The following is a 21,236-nucleotide window of genomic DNA, read 5'->3' as shown; positions in this document are numbered from 1 at the left end:
TAAAACTAGGATCATGCGCCTGTACCCCCTGTTCTTTCGTGCCGCCTTTTCCTGGATGGATCCCGAGCGTGCCCACACCATCGGCTTCCGGCTGATCCGTCTGGCCCACAGTGCCGGTGCCGGCGCCCTGCTGCGGCGTGTGACCGCGCCGGATGCTTCGCTGCGGACCCAGGCGTTGGGCCTGTCGTTCCCGTCGCCCTTCGGCCTGGCCGCGGGCTTTGATAAGGAAGGGCACGGCATCGAAGCGCTGTTCGACCTGGGCTTCGGCTGCGTTGAAGTCGGCACTATCACGGGCTCTGCCCAGCCGGGCAACCCTCGCCCCAGGCTCTTCCGGCTGGTTGAGGACCGGGCGGTGATCAACCGCATGGGCTTCAACAACGACGGCGCAGCGGCAGTTGGACCGCGCATTTCCGCTGCACAGCGGTCGCTGCAGCGCCGTCTGGGTGCCAGCCGTCCCGTGATCGGCGTCAATATCGGCAAAACCAAGACAGTGGAACTCGATGACGCGGTGGAGGATTATCTGAAGAGCACCCGCCTGCTCGCGCCCAACGCCGATTATCTGGTGGTCAACGTCAGTTCGCCCAACACCCCGGGGCTACGGTTGCTGCAGAGCGTTGACACGTTGCGGCCGCTGCTGAAGGCCGTAGGGGAGACCGCCGATTCCGTGGCACGCAGGCATGTGCCGCTGCTGGTCAAAATCGCTCCTGATCTCAGTGACGAAGATATCGACGACGTGGCGCGCCTGGCGCTGGAGCTGAAACTGGACGGCATCATCGCCACCAACACCACAATTTCGCGCGATGGCCTAAAGTCCGCCGCCGACAAAGTCGCCTCCTGTGGCGCCGGCGGCCTTTCCGGTGCTCCGCTTAAGCAGCGTTCCCTCGAGGTGCTGCGGCGGCTAAGGACCGCCGTCGGGGATTCGTTGACGCTGGTAGCCGTCGGGGGAGTCGAAACGGCGGAAGATGTGCAGGAGCGGTTGGACGCCGGAGCCACCCTGGTCCAGGGCTACACCGCTTTTCTTTATGAAGGTCCGTTCTGGGCCGCCCGCATCAACCGCGAACTGGCACGCAGCCGTAAGGCGGCCGCCGTCTGACTGCCATCGGCTCCCACCCGCTGACTGGTCGGTTGAAAGACCTGCGCCGCTTGGGAGTTGGGAGCGGTTAAAGCACCGGGGGCCGGATCGTGGTGATCCGGCCCCCGGGAGGTTGTACTGGGGTTGCTTACGAAGGGTACTGGCCGCGCTTGACCTGCGGCTTGGGCAGACGCATCCGGCGCAACTGCAGTCCGCGCATCACGCCGTACCAAACGGCGCCGCGTTCCGACTCCCCGAACTTTGCCACCAACCGCTTCTTGAGCTGGCGTCCCAGGATAAAGGCGTCAATCGCAACGCAGGCGAGCAGGATCCAGAAACCGACCAGTATGATCGCCTGGACGTTCAAGTCGCGGATGAAGCTGAGTACAACGAAGATCAGCGCGAACACGATCAGGAACTCGCCGAGGACCCAACGGGCATCAACAAAGTCGCGGACGAAGCGCTTTTGCGGCCCCTTGTCACGGAACGGCAGATGGCGCTCGTCCCCGGTGTCCATGGCTTGGCGCATGCGGATCCGTTCTTCGCGCTGCGCATCCCGGCTGGCGGCCCGTGCCGCTTTACGGTCGTTCGGAACGAGCGGACGCTTGCGCGCGGCTTCCTGGGCCTTCCGTTTGGGCGTCGGCACGCCTTTGCCCGTCACCTGGTCCCGTTCCGGGACGGCCTGGGCCTGCTGGTCTACGGTTTCCTGGGGCGAGGGAGCCTCTTTTTTTCGTCCAAACACCCCTACAGAATACCTTGCAGTCCTTGCCGCCCGTGCCGGGGCCGAGGGTAGGGTGGCCGGTATGACAAGTCCTTCTGATTCCGGCCATCATCCGGTGGCAACAGGCGCCCAACCTGTCGACGTCGACGCCCTCGCCCGGGCAGTCGACGCCAGGATGGGCCAGACCATTACGTCCGTGAAAGAACTCGTCGCCATACCGGGCATCGCCTGGGAGGCGTTCGACCCGGCCGAGTTGGCGACCAGCGCCGAAACTGTTGCCGAACTGATACGTGGTCTGGGCCTGACCGACGTACAGATCCTCAGCGTTTCCAACGGAGAGACCGAAGGCGGACCCGCTGTGGTGGCCCGGCGTCCGGCCGCACCAGGCAAACCTACCGTCCTCTTGTATGCGCACCATGATGTCCAGCCCCCCGGTGACCCGACACTTTGGAAAACTGAGCCCTTCGCCGCAACCGAGAAGGACGGGCGGCTCTTCGGCAGGGGCGCGGCCGATGATAAGGCCGGCATTATGGCCCATGTCGCGTCTTTGGAAGCGCTGCTGGCGACAATGGGGGAGGAGTTCGGTGTCGGAGTGACGTTCTTTATCGAAGGGGAAGAAGAAGCAGGTTCCCCGACGTTCCGCACCTTCCTGGAAACGCACCAGGAGCTGCTCCGCGCGGATATCATCATCGTCGCCGACTCAGCCAACTGGAAAGTAGGAGTACCTGCCCTCACCACAAGCCTGCGCGGGTTGGTAGACGGGGTCATTGAGCTGCGGGTACTGGAGCACGCCGTGCACTCGGGTATGTTCGGCGGACCCTTGCTGGATGCGCCCACGCTGATGGCCCGGCTCATTTCCACCTTCCACGACGACGCCGGCGAAGTGGCCATCAAGGGACTGGTCTCCGCGGGTCCCGCAACCGTGGACTACCCCGAGGAAGATTTCCGTCGGGACAGTTCGGTACTGGAGTCAGTGCAACTTGCAGGGACAGGCAGCATCGCAGACCGGCTCTGGAACAAGCCAGCGCTGTCGGTCATTGGAATGGACGTGCCAAGCGTCGCGTTGAGCTCCAACACTCTCTTGCCCTCTGCACGCGCAAAAATCAGTGTGCGGCTGGCGCCTGGCCAGGACCCTGACGCAGCCATGGAAGCCATTGCCGCCCATATCGGCAGCCATGCGCCCTTCGGTGCTGACGTGTCCTTTGTACCCGGCGAACGAGGCAACGCATTTGCCACCGACACAAACGCCTCGGCTGCACAGGCCGCGCTCTGGGCGCTTGGAACAGCGTGGAATACGCAGCCGGTCGAGGCAGGCATGGGAGGGTCAATACCATTCATCGCGGATCTGACCGAACTGTTTCCGCAGGCGCAGATCCTGATTACGGGCGTCGAAGATCCCGATTCACGTGCGCATTCCGCGAACGAATCGCTTCATCTGGGCGATTTCCGTAACGCGGTGCTGGCCGAGGCACTGCTGCTGGCACGCCTAAACGTTGCCGGGCAATGAATCGCTTCGTATTGCTGCGCGCAAGCAGACCAAGGCCGAAGATTGGCCGGTTGCCCGAAATAACTGCCCGGGTCGTAACATAGAAGGAGAGCCAGAGCACCGCTGAGTGATAGCAGCAGGTCACCTGCTGGCCAGTCAAAGATAAGGAATAGCAATGAGTGAAACCACCAGCACTGCAACCGACACCACAACCCAGACCGAGGCTGAACTGCCTACGCACGAGGTTGCCCTGAGCGACGTTGCAGCCGGCAAGGTCCGCAGTCTGCTCGAACAGGAGGGCCGCACAGATCTTCGTCTGCGCGTCGCCGTACAGCCCGGCGGATGTTCGGGGCTCATTTACCAGCTCTACTTCGACGAGCGCATGCTGGACGGGGACGCAGTGCGCGACTTCGACGGTGTGGAGGTCGTCGTGGACAAGATGAGTGTTCCTTACCTCAGCGGTGCTTCGATCGATTTCGAGGACACCATTTCAAAACAGGGCTTCACCATCGATAACCCGAATGCCGGTGGGTCCTGTGCCTGTGGAGACTCGTTCCACTAAAACGGGTCCTGTAGGCAGCCCGGGGACCGGGATCCGACGCCGACGCACTGAGGCAATCTGTCACATCCACGTCATCGGTGAGGGTAAGCTCTACAGTGAGTAGTAAAACTGAATATGCGTGCGCGGTCTCAGCGCGGAAATTTCCGTGCCGCGTGCGCATCACTTGCACGAAACAAGAGGAAGGGCCGTCTGTGAGTTCGCACGACCGAACCGGCAGTCGGCGCGCCAGAATCACCAAGGCTACGGGCCTTGGCGTAGTAGGCGCGCTGTTGTTGACGGGATGTTCAGAAGAAGTCCGATTGGGATGGTTGCCCACTGAACGGGGTACGACCAACCACACCGATCGGGTCATCGATTTGTGGGTGAACTCCTGGATTGCCGCACTGGCCATCGGCGTCCTCACTTGGGGCCTGATTATCTGGTGCATCGTGGCGTACCGCCGCCGGAAGAATGAGACGGGCTACCCCCGCCAGCTCAGCTACAACCTGCCGTTGGAAATCTTCTACACAGCTGTACCGCTGGTCATGGTCATGGTGCTGTTCTACTTCACCGACAAGGACATGAGCGCCATCACGGCCCGGGACGACAACCCGGACCAGATCATTGATATCCGCGGTAAGCAGTGGTCCTGGGACTTCAACTACGTCACTGAAGACAAGTACTTCGCAGGCGTTCAGGCACACCTGACCGGCGAAACCGGTGTCCCGGAGACTCTGCCCACCCTTTACCTCCCGGTGAACCAGAGCGTAGAGCTGCAACTCAACTCCCGCGACGTCATCCACTCCTTCTGGGTACCTGCGTTCCTGCAGAAGGTTGACATGATCCCGGGCAAGACCAATTACATTACGCTGACCCCTCAGCGTGAAGGCATTTTCGATGGAAAGTGCGCCGAGCTTTGCGGCGAATACCATTCGGAAATGCTATTCCGCGTGGAGGTCGTCTCCGAAGCCGAATTCGAGCAGCGCATGAGCGAGCTTAAAGACGGTCAGCTCGGTGAGGAATATGACCGCAACCCATACGCCGAATCGGCTGAGTAAGGAAGGCAGGGAGAACTAGTGTCTACTTACGAGTACACCGCCGATGAAACCGGCACGACAGTAGCGCCGCGCGTCGTTCCCCGCTCCAAGGGACGTATCGTCGTCAACTGGATCACTTCGACGGACCACAAGACCATCGGGTACATGTACCTGATCGCATCCTTCATCTTCTTCTGCCTCGGCGGCGTGATGGCGCTGGTCATTCGGGCCGAGCTGTTTGAACCCGGTATGCAGATCCTGCAGACCAAGGAGCAGTACAACCAGCTGTTCACCATGCACGGCACTGTGATGTTGCTGATGTTCGCGACGCCGCTGTTCGCCGGCTTTGCCAATGTGATCATGCCGCTTCAGATCGGTGCGCCGGATGTTGCCTTTCCGCGGTTGAACGCTCTGGCTTTCTGGTTCTTCCTCTTCGGCAGCACCATCGCAGTTGCTGGTTTCATTACCCCGCAGGGTGCCGCGTCCTTCGGCTGGTTTGCCTATGCGCCGCTGTCCAGCACAACGTTCTCGCCCGGTGTGGGCGGAGACCTCTGGGTCTTCGGTCTGGCGTTGTCCGGTTTTGGTACCATTCTTGGCTCGGTCAACTTCATTACCACCATCATCTGTATGCGGGCCCCGGGCATGACCATGTGGCGGATGCCTATCTTCACCTGGAACACGCTCGTCACCGCCATCCTCGTGATGATGGCTTTCCCGCCGCTGGCTGCCGCGCTGTTTGCGTTGGGAGCGGACCGCCGGTTTGGGGCCCACATCTTCAACCCGGAGAACGGCGGCGCCATTCTGTGGCAGCACCTGTTCTGGTTCTTCGGACACCCCGAGGTCTACATCATCGCCCTGCCGTTCTTCGGCATCGTCTCCGAGATCTTCCCGGTGTTCAGCCGGAAGCCGATCTTCGGTTACAAGGGCCTGGTGTTCGCAACCATCGCCATCGCCGCCTTGTCCGTTACCGTGTGGGCACACCACATGTACGTCACCGGGTCGGTCATGCTGCCATTCTTCGCCTTCATGACCATGCTGATCGCGGTGCCTACCGGCGTGAAGTTCTTCAACTGGATCGGCACCATGTGGCGCGGCTCGATTACGTTCGAGACTCCCATGCTTTGGAGCCTTGGCTTCCTGGTCACCTTCCTCTTCGGCGGCCTGACCGGTATCATCCTGGCGTCGCCGCCGCTGGACTTCCATGTGTCGGACACCTACTTCGTCGTCGCACACTTCCACTATGTCGTGTTCGGAACCGTGGTCTTCGCCATGTTTGCCGGTTTCTACTTCTGGTGGCCGAAGTGGACGGGCAAGATGCTCAACGAACGCCTCGGCAAGATCCACTTCTGGCTCCTGTTCCTTGGTTTCCACGGCACCTTCCTGATTCAGCACTGGCTCGGAGTTATCGGCATGCCGCGTCGCTACGCGGACTACCTGCCCGAAGACAACTTCACCGCGATGAACCAGTTCTCCACCATCTCCTCGTTCGTGCTCGGCGCGTCCCTGATTCCGTTCTTCTGGAACGTGTACATCACGTGGCGTAATGGCAAGAAGGTCGAGGTCGACGATCCCTGGGGCTTCGGTGCGTCGCTGGAGTGGGCGACGTCCTGCCCGCCGCCGCGTCACAACTTCACATCCATGCCTCGGATCCGTTCCGAGCGGCCCGCCCTGGATCTGCACCATCCGGAGCTCGCTCCCAAACACACGCCGAAGCAGCCCGCTCCGGCCGCCCAGGTCTTCGGACCTGCCGACCGAGAGGATGCATAGCCCATGAAGGTTGAATCATGGCTCTTTATCGGACTGTTCCCGTTCTTCGCGATCGTCGCCGTAGTCTACGGATTCATGGTCGATTGGCAGGAACCTGTCGGCTATCTGGCGCTGCTTCTGACGGCGGGTCTTTCAGCGATGATCGGCGGGTACCTGTGGTTCACCGGCCGTCGTGTTGGTGCCCGTCCTGAGGACCGTGTGGATGCAGAAATCCACGAGGGTTCCGGCGAGCAGGGGCACTTCAGCCCCTGGAGCTGGTGGCCGCTGGTGTTGAGCCTTGCGGCTGCAACCGGCTTCCTCGGCCTGGCCGTGGGCTTCTGGATCACTTACATCGGCGTCGGCTTGCTGATCGTCGCACTCATCGGTTGGGTTTATGAATACAGCCGCGGAGATCACGCACACTAAGTGACTACTGACCAAAGGGCCCGGAGCATCATGCTCCGGGCCCTTTGGGTTTTAACCGCACAATACAGAGGCTGGAGGCGCGCACGCCCCGCTCGGCGCGAACGCGCAACTATGTGGTTCCAGCCGGGCATGCTGCCGCAACAAATATGAAACCCGGTGGTCTAGACCGGGCTAGAATAGTGTCGTTGCATCGGCTCGGAGCAGGGGAGTGTCTTGGTATCAAAAGCAGCAGCGGCGATTCCCGGCGAAATCGACGACACGTCCAGAACCTCCAAGCACGTTCAATTGCGTGAGATACTCCGGCGCCATGCGAAAGAGAATTGCGAGCCCGGGGGACCGTTTCCTTCCGAAAGGGAACTCACCGAACGTTTTGGTGTGGCACGTATGACGGTGCGGCAGGCCATTGATTCGCTGGTTGCGGAACAGGTGCTGGAACGCATCGTGGGACTTGGGACTTTCGTGAGCCAGCCCAAATTGGATCTGCAGGTGAAGCTGACTTCCTACAGTGAAGAGATGCAGCGGCGTGGCATGGTCCCGGACGCCCGGGTCTTGAGTTTTGAGCAGATCGGTGCCGCACCGCTGGTTGCACGGGAGCTTCAGATCGAAGAGGGGCAGCCTGTAGTCCGCTTCCGCCGGCTCATGCTGGCCGATGGCGATCCAATGAGTGTGGACGAGAACTTCATTCCTGCCAGCCGGGTTCCTGGCATTCTGGATGATCCGCCTCCCACCTCCCTCTATAACGTCCTCAGTGAGCGCTATGGGTTGGTGATGGAATGGGGCGAAGACACCATCGAGGCGACAGCAGCGCAACCGTCGATAGCTAGACTGCTGAATGTCGACATTGGCGCCCCGTTGCTCAAGATTCAACGCCATGCCTACGTGTCGAGAACGATGGCGGACTTTTCGATTTCCTATTACCGCGCCGACCGCTACAAGCTGTGGGTGCCTCTCCAGCGGCCTGGCGGGCGGTCACCGCGTTCCTACAACGTCAAGCGGTTCTAAGGTCCTGCTAGGCTGCGGGGACGGCTTCCGAGGGCATGCTAGCCATGCACGTTGGGAGGAGGCAGCCCGACACAAACCGGAGATAAGGCGGCATCCGTTGATGGCCCCGGACGGTCTAATCATCCTTTCCCCCAATGGCTCGAATTTTTGGGCCAGGGGCTGCGACCGCGCAGGTGACCGGAATTCCGGGGGCGCTCTGGATCCACGCTGCCCATTATTCGCGATTGTTTAGCCACATACGCGTGCATTAAAACGGAGGGCGGCTCCGGACCAGTGGTCCGGAGCCGCCCTCCGTAATGTTGCAGATCAGCGGCTGGAGATTTCAGCCTTGCTCTCTGCGGTTTCGACTTCGTCGTGGCCGCCATGGCTATGGGCGGCTGCGAGTTCGGCGGGTGTAACCGGAGCAACGCGATCCTCGAAGAAGAATCGGGACAGGCGTCCACGAAGCTTCTCCGTGCCGGAGATCTTTCCATTGGCGTCCGGCTCTGCCGGCTGGACCTCTGGGGATTCGAAGCTGACCAAGCGGTGCAGCTTGTAGTCATTCAGCGGCGCATGAACCTCGATGAATTCACCGTGCGGGAGGCGGACGATACGTCCGGTCTCGCGGCCGTGGAGAACGATCTCCCGATCCTTGCGCTGCAGGGCGAGGCAGATTCTCCGGGTCACAATGAACCCGATGATCGGCCCGATGAAGAACAGCGCGCGGAGCCAGTAGGTGACATCGTTCAGCGACACGAGGAAGTGTGTAGCAATGAGGTCGGAGCTTGCTGCTGCCCACATGACGCAGTACCAGATCACGCCAGCCACACCGGTTGCTGTACGGAAGGGAGCGTTGCGCGGACGGTCCAGGATGTGGTGTTCGCGGGTGTCCTTGGTTACCCAGCGTTCGATCCACGGCCAGGCAAACATGAGGCCGAAGAGTATGCCTGCAGGAACGAGGGCCGGGAGCAATACGTTCAGCGACAGGGTGAAGCCGCCGAAGATCACGTATTCAAACGGGAAGCCCCAGAGGACACCTGGCATGAGACGAAGCGCACCGTCAACGAATCCGATGTACCAGTCAGGCTGGGTACCGGCAGAAACGGGGGAGGGGTCATAGGGCCCGTAATCCCAGATCGGGAGGATCTGGAAGTTCCCTGCGATGACTGCGACCACACCGAAGACGATGAAGAAGAAACCGCCGGCCTTGGCAGCGTAGACCGGTCCAACAGGGAAGCCGACGACGTTGGTTTCCGTGCGGCCCGGGCCGGGGTACTGCGTGTGCTTGTGGATAACAACCATAAACAGGTGAATGGCGATCATCAGAAGGATCAGCGCGGGCACTACGAGTATGTGCATCACATAGAGGCGGCCCACAATTGCCGTGCCCGGGAACTCGCCCCCGAAGATCAACATGGATAGGTAAGTACCGATGAGCGGAATCGCCTTGATAACTCCATCGATGATCCGCAGACCATTGCCGGAGAGAAGGTCGTCCGGCAGCGAGTAACCGGTGAAGCCAGCAGCCAAAGCCAGGATTAGGAGGACACAGCCGACGAGCCAGTTCAGCTCACGCGGACGACGGAAGGCACCGGTGAAGAACACACGAAGCATGTGAACCGATACTGACGCTACGAAGAGCAGCGCAGACCAGTGATGCAGCTGGCGCATAAAGAGTCCACCGCGGATATCGAAGGAGATATCCAGGGTCGATGCATATGCGACGGACATTTCTACACCCTTGAGCGGGACGTAGGATCCGTCATATTGCGTATGTGCCATCGAGGGATCGAAGAACAACGTCAGGAACGTTCCCGACAGCAACAGAATGACGAAGGTATACAGCGCAACTTCACCGAACATGAACGACCAGTGGTCCGGGAAGATCTTGCGGCCGAATTCCTTGACGATGGACGATCCGCCAACTCGCGTATCGACGAAGTTTGTGACCCGTCCGAGATTGGTTTTCGGCTGATAGGTATCAGATGATGTCGAAGCACTCATGGCTATCCACGCTCCCAGAAGCTCGGTCCGACAGGTTCGTGGAAGTCGCTGGTTGCAACCAGGTAGCCCTCGTCATCAACGCTGATAGGCAGCTGCGGCAAGGCATGTGTCGCCGGACCGAAAATGACTTTGCATTCCTGGGTCAGGTCGAACGTCGACTGGTGGCAGGGGCAGAGCAGGTGATGCGTCTGCTGCTCGTAAAGAGCGACCGGGCATCCCACGTGGGTGCAAATCTTGGAGTACGCAACGATGCCGTTGTAGTTCCAATCTTCGCGGCCGGGGGATACATGTAGGTCCTCCGGATTGAGACGCATAAGCAGGACGACGGCCTTAGCCTTTTCTTCCAGCTTGTGCTCAGCTTCGTTCAGGCCCTCCGGAATCACGTGGAAAGCCGATCCGATCGTGACGTCGGAGGCCTTGATCGGTGTACCGCTCGGGTCGCGGGTCAGACGGACTCCCGCGTCCCACATCGTGTGCCTGAGTACGTCGGGATTCAGATCCTCGGAGAGGTCACGCAGGATCCCAATGGCAGGCAGCGGCGCCAGAATCATGGCGCCGAGGAGCGTGTTGCGGATCAGCGGGCGGCGCTTGATGCCCGTTTCCTCGATGATCTCCGTGACCATCGTTTCCGCAATCACACGGTCTTCTTCGGTGCGGACCGCGTGACGCTCTTCTGCGATCTCATGATCGGGCATCAGGGTCTTTGCCCAGTGGACAATACCTACGCCAATTCCGAGCATGGCAAAGGCAGTGCCCATACCGAGCAAAAAGTTCTGCAGACGCAGCGTTGCAATGGTCTCATCCAAACGGATGGCAAAGTATCCCACGAAGAAAAGCAGGGTACCGATGATGGAGATTACGAACAGAATCGCAACCTGTTTCTCGGCACGCTTTTCGGCCCGGGGATCCTTGTCGGCAAGGCGCGGGCGGTGTGGCGGAAGTCCAGGATCCTGGAACTTCTCCACTTCGCTCTGACCAGCCGTAGCAACGGTGCCCGAGGATTTCGGACTGCCGTGACTATGGTCGCCCATGATCCCTCTCATCCTTCTCTTGATATGTCTCTAAAGATTTTTCAGTGCGTGTGTTGTCAGTAAATTTCCCGGCGGCCCTACGGCCGCCGGGAGGAGATCAGGATGACCGCTGGGTCAGCCAGATCGTGAAGGCGATGATGACTCCAAGGCCTGCTGTCCAGATCAGGAGACCTTCGGAAACGGGGCCGAGGGACCCAAGGGAATTACCACCGGGTGATCCCTGTTCTTCAATGGTCTTCAGGAAGGCGATGATGTCTTGCTTGCCTTCGGGGGAGATGTTGGCATCGCTGAAGACAGGCATGTTCTGCGGGCCGGTCACCATGGCTTCGTAGATGTGCTTCTCGCTCACGCCAGCGAGTGCCGGTGCGTACTTACCGCGGGTGAGGGCACCGCCAGCTGCTGCAGCGTTGTGGCACATAGCGCAGTTGACTCGGAACAGCTCACCGCCGGCAGCGGGATCACCTTCACTGGCGTCGAGGTACTGTTCTTCGGGAATGGCCGGACCGGCGCCCAGCGAAGCAACGTAGGCTGCCAACTGCATGGTCTGCTCTTCATTGAACTGCTTGGGCTTCTGCTGCGCCTGTGGGCCGGTCATCTGCATCGGCATACGACCTGTACCGACCTGGAAGTCGACCGCCGCTGCGCCGACACCGATCAGAGAAGGACCTGCCTGATTTCCGTGGGCACCTTCCGGAGCGCCAACTGCACCCAACCCGTGACAAGTGGCGCAGTTGGCAACGAAGAGCTTTTCGCCCTCTTCGATGTCCTGTGCCGAGTATGTGGTGGTTGTCGCCTGGGCCTCGTTGACCGTACCGGCTACGGCGTAAAGACCGCCGGTGACCAGCAGACCCATAAGCAACAGGGCAATGGCCGCCAGCGGATGTCGCCGCTTTTGCGAAAGTGCCTTCACTTCGTGGTTCCTAACTCTGTGGTGCGTGTGCGTCGAATGCAGCTTCTTGAAATTCTGTCCTTCGTAGAAGAACAGTCAAGTAAGGCTTACTTCAGGAAGTAAATGATGATGAACAGTGCGATCCAAACCACATCGACGAAGTGCCAGTAGTAGGAGGTGACGATCGCTGAGGTCGCTTCAAAGTGACCGAACTTCTTCGCGACATAGGCGCGGCCAATGATCAGCAGGAACGCGATCAGACCGCCAGCGACGTGAAGACCATGGAAGCCTGTGGTGATGTAGAACGCCGAGCCGTAGGCGTTGGAGGAAAGCGATACTCCTTCGGAAACAAGATGGGCGTACTCGTAAGCCTGCACAGACACAAAGATGGCGCCCATGATGAAGGTGAGCAGGAACCACTCGACCATTCCCCACCTGGCGACATTGAAGGGGCTGCCGGTTCGGCGGGCCTGAAGGCGCTCGGCCGCGAATACGCCAAACTGGCAGGTGAAGGAGCTGGCCACCAGGATGATGGTGTTGGCCAGCGCGAACGGAACGTCGAGTTTTTCCGTTTCGGTGGCCCACATCTCCGGTGAGGTGGCTCGCAGGGTGAAGTACATAGCGAAAAGGCCGGCGAAGAACATCAGCTCGCTGGAAAGCCATACAACGGTTCCGACGGAAACGAGGTTTGGACGGTTCAGCGTAGGATGCGCCGGGGTACTGGGGGCGTGGGTTGCAGTTGTCACATAGTCATTATGTCTATAAATCCGTCCAGTTCACCAATGCATCGGAACGCGTGGCGGGCGCCGAACGTTCCCAACCCCCGGTATTCCGCGGATTGTCGGCAAAGTTAATATTCAGGCAGTTTCTACAATTCGTAGATAACCTAGGTGTGTGAGCCCTATTAGTGATGCCCAGACCGCCCTCCAATGGCCCGTTCTGATCTCGGCGCTGATCGCCGGCGAGGACCTCAGCCGAGAGCAAACTCACTGGGCGATGAACACGATCATGGCCGGCGAAGCCACCGACGCGCAGATGGCAGGGTTCCTGGTGGCGCTCCGGGCGAAGGGCGAGACAGTCGACGAACTGACCGGCCTGGTCGATGCAATGGTCAGCAATGCCCGTCCGATTGACATACCGGGCGAGAAGCTCGACATCGTCGGAACCGGCGGCGACCGGCAGAACACCGTCAACATTTCGTCGATGGCCGCACTGGTATGTGCAGGAGCCGGGGCCCAGATCGTCAAACACGGGAATCGTGCTGCATCTTCGTCTTCGGGGTCGGCGGACGTTATCGAAGCACTGGGCGTACGCCTGGATCTACCCATCGACAGGGTGGCTCAAGCCGCGGTCCAGGCCGGCATCACTTTCTGCTTTGCCCAGGTGTTCCATCCCTCCATGAGGTACGCGGGTCGCGTCCGCAGCGAGCTCGGGGTGGCCACCGCGTTTAATTTCATGGGCCCCATGACCAATCCCGCGCATCCCACAGCATCCGCCATCGGCGTCGCCGACGCCCGGCTGGCCCCCTTGATCGCCGGCGTCCTTGCTACCCGCGGCCAGCGGGCGCTGGTCTTCAGAGGAGGGGACGGTCTTGATGAGCTAACCACCACCGGCCCATCGACGGTCTGGGAGGTCCGGGACGGCAAGGTATCTGAAACGGAACTCGACCCGCTCGATCTGGGTATCGCGCGTGCCACGCTCGATGACCTGCGCGGAGGGGATGCGGCTGCCAACGCGGAAGTAGTCCGGCGCACACTGGCAGGAGATCACGGTCCGGTGCGTGACGCCGTCGTTCTTAACGCTGCTGCTGCCTTGGTCGCATTGGACGAGTCTGCCGAAGGAACCCTTCAGGAAAGGCTGGTGGCGGGCCTCGCGCAAGCAGTAGAAGCCATTGACAGCGGAGCAGCCGCTGCGGCATTGGACCGTTGGATCAAGGTCACACAGTAGCGGCGGCCCCAGGAAAAGCTTAAATGCGCGTGGGCCGGAGGATGCTTCCTCCGGCCCGCGCATTGGTCAATTAGTGGTCGAATCCCAAAGAGAACGCCGCGTCAAGGTCATGTTGGGAATAGGAGCGGAAGGCAATCTGCGTCGTCGTGGCTTGAACGCCCTCAACTTTGGAGAGCCGGTCCGCGATCACATCGGCGAGATCCTCATGCTTGGTGACCCGGGCAACGGCGATCAAGTCCCATTCACCGGTAACCGAGTAGACCTCGCTGATGCCTTCGATCTCCGATATCTCCTGCGCGGACTCCGGGATCCGGGATGCATCAGTCTGGATGAGTACAAACGCTGTAACCACTTTTACTGCCTTTCATCGCACCATTTATGCCTACAACCGAGGTTATGCCACGGTTCGGCTTTTGCGTATCTTCATGACCAGTGCCGCGACGAGGCGCCAGCCGACAATAAAAGCACCCAGTACCAACAGGGTCACGATCTGGAACGACACCGCCAGTCCTCCGCCGGCAAGACCGCGCAGGACGAGTCCAAAAACGACCGCGGAGAGCCAAACAACGACGGCGGCCGGCCACAGCGCCAGAGGCCTGCGCCAGGCTCGGCCAAGGAGCCAGCCGATGGCAGCGCCGCCGGCAAAAGGCGCGGCGGTCAAGAGGATTCCCGGCACGTCCAGGCCGTGTTCATGCGTGTCGCGTCCGATCGCTGCAAAAAGGGCGACGCAGGCTATGTCTCCCGCGAAAGCGAGGACTATGCTGGCCGTAGATTGCCGGGGAGCGATTGCAGAAGTCTTCACGATTCAAGCCTACGTCGAGCCGCGGCGCTTCCCGGGCGGCGGCTGGCAATGGGGAGGACTGAGGGATATGGCAAGAATCACACAGATTGCCCAGCATGCCTCGGACCTCGACCGGGCCCGGGCGTTCTACGGCGACCTGCTTCGACAGGAAGCAGCGGCCGTTTTTGACCCGCCCGGACTGGTCTTTTTCGTGCTCGACGGAGTCAGGTTGCTCCTGGAAAGGGGAGCACCTTCCGCGCTCATCTATCTGCAGGTACCTGATGTCCACACGGAGGTCGCTCGGCTGAAGGGCGCCGCGGTTGAAATAGTGGCGGAGCCGCAGATGATCTTCCACCATGACGATGGGGAGCTAGGTCCCTCCGGCAGCGACGAATGGATGGCGTTCATCAAGGACTCCGAAGGCAATACCGTTGGCCTGGTCAGTTATCTTCCGGCATGACCCTTGTTCGCAAAAGAACAAAGCTGTAGCATTGTTTGTATGCTCACAAGGATGCTGTTTTGTTGTGTATGTTCTGACGGTTGATCAGCGTAAGTCCAGGACTCGGGAGGACCTCGTAGGCCCCGTCCTGGACGAGCTTAACAAGGACGCGCTGCGGCCATTGGTTCTCCCGTTTGACCGAACGGCAGGGGACGAGATGCAGAGCCTCATTGATGATGCGTCCGTAACGCTGAGCATAGCTATGGAGTTAGCAGTGAGTGGGCAGTGGAGTGTTGGCATCGGCATCGGTGAAGTGCGAAAGCCTTTACCGAGTATTACGCGCGCCGCTTCCGGAGAGGCGTTCGAGCGAGCCCGCGCGGCAGTGACGGCGGCTAAGAATGCTTCCGGGAATATCGCCGTGTCGGGTCAGAGTCCGATGGCTGCACAGGCGGAGGCGTTACTACAGTTGCTGGTCTCCGTAGCGAGGAAGCGCAGTGCCATGTCTGTCGAGGCGGGTATTCTCAGCGACCAGGGCCTGACACAGCAGCAGATTGCGCGTCAGTTGGGGATCAGCCAGCAGGCCGTCTCCAGCAGGCTGCAGAGCGGATTGTGGCAGGAATCGAGGAGGGTTCGTGCGGTCGCGGAATCCCTTCTGGAAGGCGCGGATCTGTGAGTCTCGCCAGCCTGATTCTGCTGTGCCTGGCTGCCCTCATTGCGGTACCTATGTATGGGGAGCGGTTCCGCGGCAAGGGGAACGCCCGGTTGTATTCGCTCAGTGCCATTTCGCTTCTCTGGCTGGGGGTAGCCGCGTTGCTGGCCAGCATCAGCGAGGGCGGCCTCGGAGCCGGCGTCTATGCATTTGCCGTGGCCGCCGCTGCGGTGGGTGGCGGACCGCTGACTGTCAGCATCCTCACGCTGTCCTTCAATGCCTTACACCCGGAGAACAGGGAGAAAGCGGAGAAGGAGCCCGTCCTTCGCGGCGGTGCTTGGATCGGCGTACTGGAGCGGACGGGCATCTCAGCCACGCTGCTGGCTGGTTGGCCGGAGGGACTGGCGGTAGTGCTGGCTGTAAAAGGCCTGGGTCGATACTCCGAACTGGGCCAGTCCGGAGCCGCAGAGCGCTTCATCTTGGGAACCTTTGCCAGCGTGCTGTGGGCCGCGGCCGCCAGCGGAATCGCCGTATTGCTCCGGTAGGAGGCGCGGCGCTGCTTGGCGTCGTCGTTGTTTGTAGGGCTGGCGGCGACGGGCGGGGGACGGGTGCCATTGCGGTTGAACCGGACGTATGACATAAAAGGCACATGGCCGCCGTCGACCGCATTCAGGCAGAAGTATTTCTTAGCTGCTCGGTCGCCCATGCGTGGACGGTGTTCGTGCATGAAAAAGGCCAATGGTGGCCGGAGATGGACTTCTGGCCCGTTGCCGGCTCGCTCCTGACGGAGCACTGGGAACTGGATGGCGTTTCGTTCCAGGCCACCGGAGTGGTCGAAGACGTGGTGGAGGGGCGCCGGCTCGTCTTCTCATGGCGTGAGGGCGATTGGGAGCGTCCGACTACTGTCGAGTGCACCTTTGACTCAGACGGAGCGGGCGCACGGATCTGCCTCACCGAATCAGGGTTCGCAGCGCTCTCTGATGGAGGGGCACTTGCCGCCGATCATCGTGCCGGTTGGGTCTATCACCTGCAGACGCTCAAACAGCACGTGGAGGAAACCAAGACGCCTCATGGCGTGGGGGAGAGGCAATCAACAGAGGGAGTGCCGGGGCAGCCGCCTCCATGACAGCCCACGAGGCTGGATGGTGTCCGGTATTTACGGCGGCTGTTTCGGAGAGGTGAGGACGGCATGAGGTTGACGACCACGACCAACGTCTCCGTGGACGGCGTGATGCAGGGGCTGGGCGGTCCTGACGAGGACCGCAGCGGTGGCTTCCAGCGAGGCGGATGGGCCATCCCACTTCTTGACACGGAAACCAGAGAATATCTCAACCAGGTCTACGGCGGGGCGGCCGCGTTCCTTTTTGGCCGGCGGACGTACGAGATCTTTGCCGGCTACTGGGGAGCGATGGCCGATCCGAGCACCAACCCGATCGCCGCCGCGCTGAACAGCCGGCCCAAGTACGTCGCATCGACCAGTCTCGCCGACCCGCAGTGGACGGGCACGACTGTCCTGCACGGTGACGTCGCCACGGCCGTCGGTGATCTGAAGGCACATCAAGGCGGCATACTGCTGGTGCCCGGCAGCGGCGATCTCGTCCGATGGCTGCTCGCCAACGACTTGGTCGACCAACTCGACCTGCTCACCTATCCCGTCGTTGTCGGCCAGGGCACGCGACTGTTCCCCGATTCCGGCCCGGATGTCGCGCTCGAGCTGATCAGTTCGCGGACCACGTCCCGGGGCATAACCATCCAGAGTTACCGGCCTCTCGGGCGTCCGGAGTACGCAACGTCTACTGTCGACCCGGAGGACGTGTTCTAGCGGTGACGGTCCCGGCGATTTTGGATGGTCAGAGGTTGTGGGTGGGCCCAGGCGTTTCGTCGTCCTCCAACGGCTGCAGTTCGCTGTCCTGCGGGTAGAGGTTGGATCCGGTGCGGTCCTTCAGGGTCAGCGTTGCGATCAGAGAGGCCGCCACGAGCAGGAATAGGTACGTCGAGACGGCGACCGTGGTGTTGAACGTGCCCACCAGGGCGGTGGCGATCGTGGGGGCGAAGGCACCGCCGAGTACAGCGCCCATCGCGTAACTGATGGAGGCGCCACTGAGCCGGATGCGGGCCGGGAACAGCTCGGCGTACAGGGCCGGCAGCGGTCCGTAGGACAGGCCCATGACCGCGCCGAAAACCACCAACGCGGCGACGACGAGGCTCATCTCGCCGGTGTCGATGAGCAGGAAGAGCGGGTACAGCCAGGCGAGCATGCACGCCCATCCGATGATGTACATCTTGCGCCGGCCGATCCGATCGGAGAGCACCGCGGAGACCCAGGTTGAGATCATCCAGGCCACCGAACCGAGGGTGATGATGTTGAGGATGGCATCGGCGTTCATATCCAGGCGTGTGGTGGTGTAGCCGAGGATGAAGCCGCCGGTGAGCATGTAGCCAGCGGCGTTATTGCCCATGAAGATGAACGTGGCCTGAATAACCTTCTTAGGGTGGTGGCGGAAGAGGGTGGACAGCGGCGCCGTCTCGGTCTGTTTCGTGGCCTCCATCTCGTGGAACACCGGAGACTCCTCGACCCGGGTGCGGATGTAGTGGCCGATCAGGATCAGCACGAAGCTCAGCAGGAACGGCACCCGCCAGCCCCAGGCCAGGAACTGCTCGTCGGTGAGCGCGGCGGCGAAGACGGCTGTGACCCCGGAGGCCAGGAGCATCCCGGCCGGAACGCCGAGCTGCGGAAAGGCCCCGAACCTGCCGCGGCGTTCGGCCGGGGCGTGTTCGACAGCCATCAGCGCCGCCCCGCCCCATTCGCCGCCGGCTGAGAATCCCTGGATGATGCGCAGGATGACCAGCAGGATCGGGGCCCACACCCCGATGGTGGCGTAGGTAGGCAGGACGCCAATGAGGGTGGTGCCTAGACCCATGAGGATCAAGGTGATGATCAGTACTACCCGGCGGCCGTACCTATCGCCCACCCGGCCCATGATGACCGCTCCGAGGGGGCGGAACAGGAAGCTGATGCCCACGGTGGCGAATGAGACGATCGAAGCCATGGTCCCCTGCAATGGGGAGAAGAACAGCGGGGCGAGGACCAGGGCGGCGGCGTTGGCGTAGATGAAGTAGTCGTACCACTCAACCGTCGTGCCGATCATGGTGGCCCCTGCCACCCTGCGCTGTTGCGGGGTCATGCGCGCGGTGCCTGTCGATCTGGTGTTCACGAGGGCTCCTTCGTCCGGAAGCGACGGGCGCGGGCGGGGAGGGCCGACCGCCGATTGTCTATCAAGAGGTGGCGGACAGGATGATGGCCGGCGTCATTGCCCGCTACAACGCCAGTCTACGGCTTGTGCGCCGCCGAATGATAGGGCGCTCAGCTCCCTGACGAGACGGAGACCATAAGCGTCATGCACGACCGGAGGCCGTGATGCGTCCCGGCCGGAGTTCGATCACGATCCGGCCAAGAACCTAATCATTCGACAGTGCATCTGGCAAGATTGCGAGCATGATCGAGATGCCTCGGCCACCCGAGCCTCCCACCCTGCCACAGGAAAAAATCCGGGAGCTGATCGCCTATGCCGACGGGATGGCCGTTTTCATGGAGGCTGAAGTGGAACTGATCAACGAGTTGGGCAGGTCGACCACCGGGAACGACTTGGCACGAATTATCGAGGGCTGGAAGTTCACCGCCCTGGCCCTGCGTGAAAGCTACGACGGACAGCTCTGAGGCGGGCAACTGCGTCCTTCCGATCAGCGGGCCATACTCCGCCAAGTGCCTCCTACCGAGAAGCCGCAAGGGGCACATTCACGGGAGGAGCATGAGGGGGAGGGGCGATCATTCAGGTTTGCCCGAGGGGGAGTGCCGGCCAGACCCGCACCTTCCTCGGCAGGCCGCTTCAGTATTAGAGTGCCAAGGAGCGGGATCTACCTGACGACCCCGAGAAGGAGCCGACATGCGCACGTTCGCGGCAGCTATCTGGGAGACTGTGCACTCCGAAAGGCGGCTGCTCGCGGCTGATCTCTCCGAGCTGCGCGACGAACGGTGGCGCGTCGCCTCTCTCTGCCCGGGATGGGATATCCACGATGTCCTCGCGCACCTCGTCGACACGGCATTGACCGGCCGGCTCTCCTTCGTGCGTGACCTGCTGATCGACCGCATGGACTTCGACCGGGCAAACGTGAACGGCATTGCCCGAGAGAAGCGGCAGAATCCGCAGAACACACTAGGCGCGCTACAGGAAGCTGCAGCCCTCAGGCGGACGCCGCCGGCGAACCTCGCAACACGTCTGGTCGAGGCCATTGTGCATGGCGAGGATATACGCCGGCCTCTGGGCATTCCCGGATGCTACCCGGAACGTGCCGTCGCCCAGGCCCTGGCCTACCAACTGCGCACCCCTGTCTCTTTTGGAGGTGGACGCGAACGTGCAGCTGGACTGCGGCTGATCGACCGGAAGACCGGCGCGGCGTGGGGGCAGGGCGACGTGGTTGAGGCCGACTCGATCGACCTGCTGCTCGCGGTCTCCGGGCGCCTGGTGGCCAAGGAGAAGCTCAAAGGAAGCGGCGCATCCCGGCTCGTCGATACGGCAGCAGGCAGGTCAGCTGGGCATGAATCGCGTCACCGATGAGAAGTGGACACAGCGATATGACGCGATGGCAGAATGACCGGCTATGGGCGTTGGCACACGCCGAGCGAGCCGCTCTGGCAGAAGACCTGTCGGGTCTCAGCGCGGAGCAATGGAGGCAGGGCACTTTGTGCGGGCAGTGGGATGTCGAGCAGGTCGTGGCCCACCTTACCGCCGCTGCCAGCTTGAACCAGTGGCAGTGGCTTCACAGCATGCTGGGTGCACGTTTCCGTCCCGACGTGCATAACCAGCGTCGGCTGACCGAGCAGTGCGGCCGGACACCGGCAGAAACGCTGGACCTGTTCCGGGCCGTTCTCAGAAGTACAACGGCACCCTCCGGACACATACCTGCCTACCTTGGCGAGGTCGTCGTGCACGCCCAAGACATCCGCCGGCCCCTGGGGATTTACCGGGCACCAAGTGTCGAGGCGCTGACACCCGTGGCCGAATTCTTCGCCCGTCGCGACTTCACCGTTGCCAGCCGTACCCACGTCGCCGATCTGCAGTTGCGCGCAGACGACGGGCTGTTCGCCACAGGTAGCGGCCCTTTGGTCACCGGTTCGACCCTTGCCCTGGTGATGAGCATGGCTGGCCGCGAAGTTTATCTCGAGGAGCTCGATGGCCCGGGCGTGCAGACCCTGCGGATGCGCCTCCAAGGTGCCAAGGCTTCTCGTCAATCATTCAGAACCACCCGGGAGCACGAGGGGGAGCCTCAGTGATTGCATCAGATGCGAAAGCCAATCTGTTACTGGCACCTCTGCGTATCAAGTTCGGGCGTATTCATCGGCTGGCGCCTGTGTAGGGCTGTCTGATCCGCTGCTGCTAGTGACCATCTGGGAGAAGAGGCGGGCCGTTCGCCGGAGGACTCTGAGT

Annotated in this window: 24 protein-coding genes; 16 read left to right on the top strand and 8 right to left on the bottom strand. The window is 61.4% G+C overall.

What is annotated here, in order from left to right; genetic code table 11:
* The first annotated feature begins 13 nt into the window (after positions 1-13).
* Positions 14-1,093, top strand: a complete 1,080-nt coding sequence (locus HGO92_RS18565) for a quinone-dependent dihydroorotate dehydrogenase (protein ID WP_169997475.1) — start codon at positions 14-16, stop codon at positions 1,091-1,093.
* Positions 1,094-1,220: 127 nt separating this feature from the next.
* On the opposite strand, the gene HGO92_RS18560 is transcribed toward HGO92_RS18565, so the two are convergent.
* A complete protein-coding gene (locus tag HGO92_RS18560; RefSeq protein ID WP_169997473.1) occupies positions 1,221-1,814 on the bottom strand; it encodes a DUF3043 domain-containing protein in 594 nt (197 codons plus the stop codon).
* Between the two features lie 61 nt (positions 1,815-1,875).
* On the opposite strand from HGO92_RS18560, the gene HGO92_RS18555 reads away from it, so the two are divergent.
* The 6 genes from HGO92_RS18555 to HGO92_RS18530 all read left to right on the top strand — a co-directional run bounded on the left by HGO92_RS18555 (position 1,876) and on the right by HGO92_RS18530 (position 8,031).
* Positions 1,876-3,300, top strand: a complete 1,425-nt coding sequence (locus tag HGO92_RS18555; RefSeq protein ID WP_169997471.1) for a dipeptidase — start codon at positions 1,876-1,878, stop codon at positions 3,298-3,300.
* 154 nt (positions 3,301-3,454) lie between these two features.
* The gene (locus tag HGO92_RS18550; RefSeq protein WP_169997469.1) at positions 3,455-3,841 is read left to right on the top strand and encodes a HesB/IscA family protein; all 387 of its coding nucleotides are present in this window, start codon (positions 3,455-3,457) and stop codon (positions 3,839-3,841) included.
* Between the two features lie 191 nt (positions 3,842-4,032).
* The gene (ctaC, locus tag HGO92_RS18545) at positions 4,033-4,878 is read left to right on the top strand and encodes an aa3-type cytochrome oxidase subunit II (protein ID WP_169997467.1); all 846 of its coding nucleotides are present in this window, start codon (positions 4,033-4,035) and stop codon (positions 4,876-4,878) included.
* Positions 4,879-4,896: 18 nt separating this feature from the next.
* Positions 4,897-6,624: an aa3-type cytochrome oxidase subunit I gene (gene ctaD, locus HGO92_RS18540; RefSeq protein ID WP_169997465.1), complete on the top strand. Its 1,728-nt coding sequence runs from the start codon at positions 4,897-4,899 to the stop codon at positions 6,622-6,624.
* A gap of 3 nt (positions 6,625-6,627) precedes the next feature.
* Positions 6,628-7,029 carry a cytochrome c oxidase subunit 4 gene (locus HGO92_RS18535; RefSeq protein ID WP_169997463.1) on the top strand — a complete coding sequence of 134 codons (402 nt, stop codon included), beginning with the start codon at positions 6,628-6,630 and terminating at the stop codon, positions 7,027-7,029.
* A gap of 213 nt (positions 7,030-7,242) precedes the next feature.
* Complete coding sequence (locus HGO92_RS18530; protein ID WP_169997461.1) at positions 7,243-8,031, top strand: GntR family transcriptional regulator; 789 nt, start codon at positions 7,243-7,245, stop codon at positions 8,029-8,031.
* A gap of 306 nt (positions 8,032-8,337) precedes the next feature.
* On the opposite strand, the gene qcrB is transcribed toward HGO92_RS18530, so the two are convergent.
* The 4 genes from qcrB to ctaE all read right to left on the bottom strand — a co-directional run bounded on the left by qcrB (position 8,338) and on the right by ctaE (position 12,680).
* Complete coding sequence (qcrB, locus tag HGO92_RS18525; RefSeq protein ID WP_169997459.1) at positions 8,338-10,014, bottom strand: cytochrome bc1 complex cytochrome b subunit; 1,677 nt, start codon at positions 10,012-10,014, stop codon at positions 8,338-8,340.
* A gap of 2 nt (positions 10,015-10,016) precedes the next feature.
* On the bottom strand, positions 10,017-11,045 hold the full coding sequence (qcrA, locus tag HGO92_RS18520; RefSeq protein WP_074702343.1) for a cytochrome bc1 complex Rieske iron-sulfur subunit: 1,029 nt from the start codon (positions 11,043-11,045) through the stop codon (positions 10,017-10,019).
* A gap of 97 nt (positions 11,046-11,142) precedes the next feature.
* Positions 11,143-11,955: a cytochrome bc1 complex diheme cytochrome c subunit gene (gene qcrC / locus HGO92_RS18515; RefSeq protein WP_169997457.1), complete on the bottom strand. Its 813-nt coding sequence runs from the start codon at positions 11,953-11,955 to the stop codon at positions 11,143-11,145.
* 86 nt (positions 11,956-12,041) lie between these two features.
* Positions 12,042-12,680, bottom strand: coding sequence for an aa3-type cytochrome oxidase subunit III (ctaE, locus tag HGO92_RS18510; RefSeq protein ID WP_169997455.1), 639 nt, complete (start codon positions 12,678-12,680; stop codon positions 12,042-12,044).
* 148 nt (positions 12,681-12,828) lie between these two features.
* On the opposite strand from ctaE, the gene trpD reads away from it, so the two are divergent.
* Positions 12,829-13,881: an anthranilate phosphoribosyltransferase gene (gene trpD / locus HGO92_RS18505; protein WP_169997453.1), complete on the top strand. Its 1,053-nt coding sequence runs from the start codon at positions 12,829-12,831 to the stop codon at positions 13,879-13,881.
* 70 nt (positions 13,882-13,951) lie between these two features.
* Here trpD and HGO92_RS18500 read toward each other — a convergent pair whose 3' ends face one another.
* Together HGO92_RS18500 and HGO92_RS18495 are read right to left on the bottom strand one after the other, a co-directional pair.
* Positions 13,952-14,233: an Lrp/AsnC family transcriptional regulator gene (locus HGO92_RS18500; protein ID WP_169997451.1), complete on the bottom strand. Its 282-nt coding sequence runs from the start codon at positions 14,231-14,233 to the stop codon at positions 13,952-13,954.
* 42 nt (positions 14,234-14,275) lie between these two features.
* Positions 14,276-14,683, bottom strand: coding sequence for a DUF3054 domain-containing protein (locus tag HGO92_RS18495; RefSeq protein WP_346769017.1), 408 nt, complete (start codon positions 14,681-14,683; stop codon positions 14,276-14,278).
* 67 nt (positions 14,684-14,750) lie between these two features.
* Between HGO92_RS18495 and HGO92_RS18490 the strand changes: the two genes are divergently transcribed.
* The 5 genes from HGO92_RS18490 to HGO92_RS18470 all read left to right on the top strand — a co-directional run bounded on the left by HGO92_RS18490 (position 14,751) and on the right by HGO92_RS18470 (position 17,572).
* Positions 14,751-15,122, top strand: a complete 372-nt coding sequence (locus HGO92_RS18490) for a VOC family protein (RefSeq protein ID WP_169997450.1) — start codon at positions 14,751-14,753, stop codon at positions 15,120-15,122.
* Positions 15,123-15,318: 196 nt separating this feature from the next.
* Positions 15,319-15,774, top strand: coding sequence for a sigma factor-like helix-turn-helix DNA-binding protein (locus tag HGO92_RS18485; protein ID WP_240974756.1), 456 nt, complete (start codon positions 15,319-15,321; stop codon positions 15,772-15,774).
* Positions 15,771-16,295, top strand: a complete 525-nt coding sequence (locus HGO92_RS18480; protein ID WP_169997448.1) for a hypothetical protein — start codon at positions 15,771-15,773, stop codon at positions 16,293-16,295. The genes HGO92_RS18485 and HGO92_RS18480 overlap by 4 nt, the downstream gene beginning before the upstream one ends.
* Positions 16,296-16,399: 104 nt before the next feature.
* On the top strand, positions 16,400-16,876 hold the full coding sequence (locus tag HGO92_RS18475; protein WP_169997446.1) for an SRPBCC family protein: 477 nt from the start codon (positions 16,400-16,402) through the stop codon (positions 16,874-16,876).
* A 63-nt stretch (positions 16,877-16,939) separates the two neighbouring features.
* Positions 16,940-17,572: a dihydrofolate reductase family protein gene (locus HGO92_RS18470; RefSeq protein WP_169997445.1), complete on the top strand. Its 633-nt coding sequence runs from the start codon at positions 16,940-16,942 to the stop codon at positions 17,570-17,572.
* A 28-nt stretch (positions 17,573-17,600) separates the two neighbouring features.
* Here HGO92_RS18470 and HGO92_RS18465 read toward each other — a convergent pair whose 3' ends face one another.
* Entirely contained in the window at positions 17,601-18,935 is a 1,335-nt protein-coding gene (locus HGO92_RS18465) for an MFS transporter (RefSeq protein WP_169997577.1), read from the bottom strand.
* Positions 18,936-19,246: 311 nt separating this feature from the next.
* Here HGO92_RS18465 and HGO92_RS18460 point away from each other — a divergent pair, with 311 nt between their 5' ends.
* The 3 genes from HGO92_RS18460 (at position 19,247) to HGO92_RS18450 (ending at position 21,082) form a co-directional block, all read left to right on the top strand.
* Entirely contained in the window at positions 19,247-19,468 is a 222-nt protein-coding gene (locus tag HGO92_RS18460) for a hypothetical protein (protein WP_169997443.1), read from the top strand.
* Between the two features lie 226 nt (positions 19,469-19,694).
* Positions 19,695-20,366, top strand: coding sequence for a maleylpyruvate isomerase family mycothiol-dependent enzyme (locus HGO92_RS18455; protein ID WP_169997441.1), 672 nt, complete (start codon positions 19,695-19,697; stop codon positions 20,364-20,366).
* Between the two features lie 17 nt (positions 20,367-20,383).
* Entirely contained in the window at positions 20,384-21,082 is a 699-nt protein-coding gene (locus HGO92_RS18450; RefSeq protein ID WP_169997440.1) for a maleylpyruvate isomerase family mycothiol-dependent enzyme, read from the top strand.
* Positions 21,083-21,236 lie beyond the last annotated feature (154 nt).

The sequence above is a fragment of the Crystallibacter degradans genome (assembly GCF_012952295.1).
In the GTDB taxonomy this organism is placed as follows: Bacteria; Actinomycetota; Actinomycetes; order Actinomycetales; family Micrococcaceae; genus Crystallibacter; species Crystallibacter degradans.
Note: the sequence above shows the minus strand (reverse complement) of the source record. Positions and strands in the feature narration are given on the sequence as shown.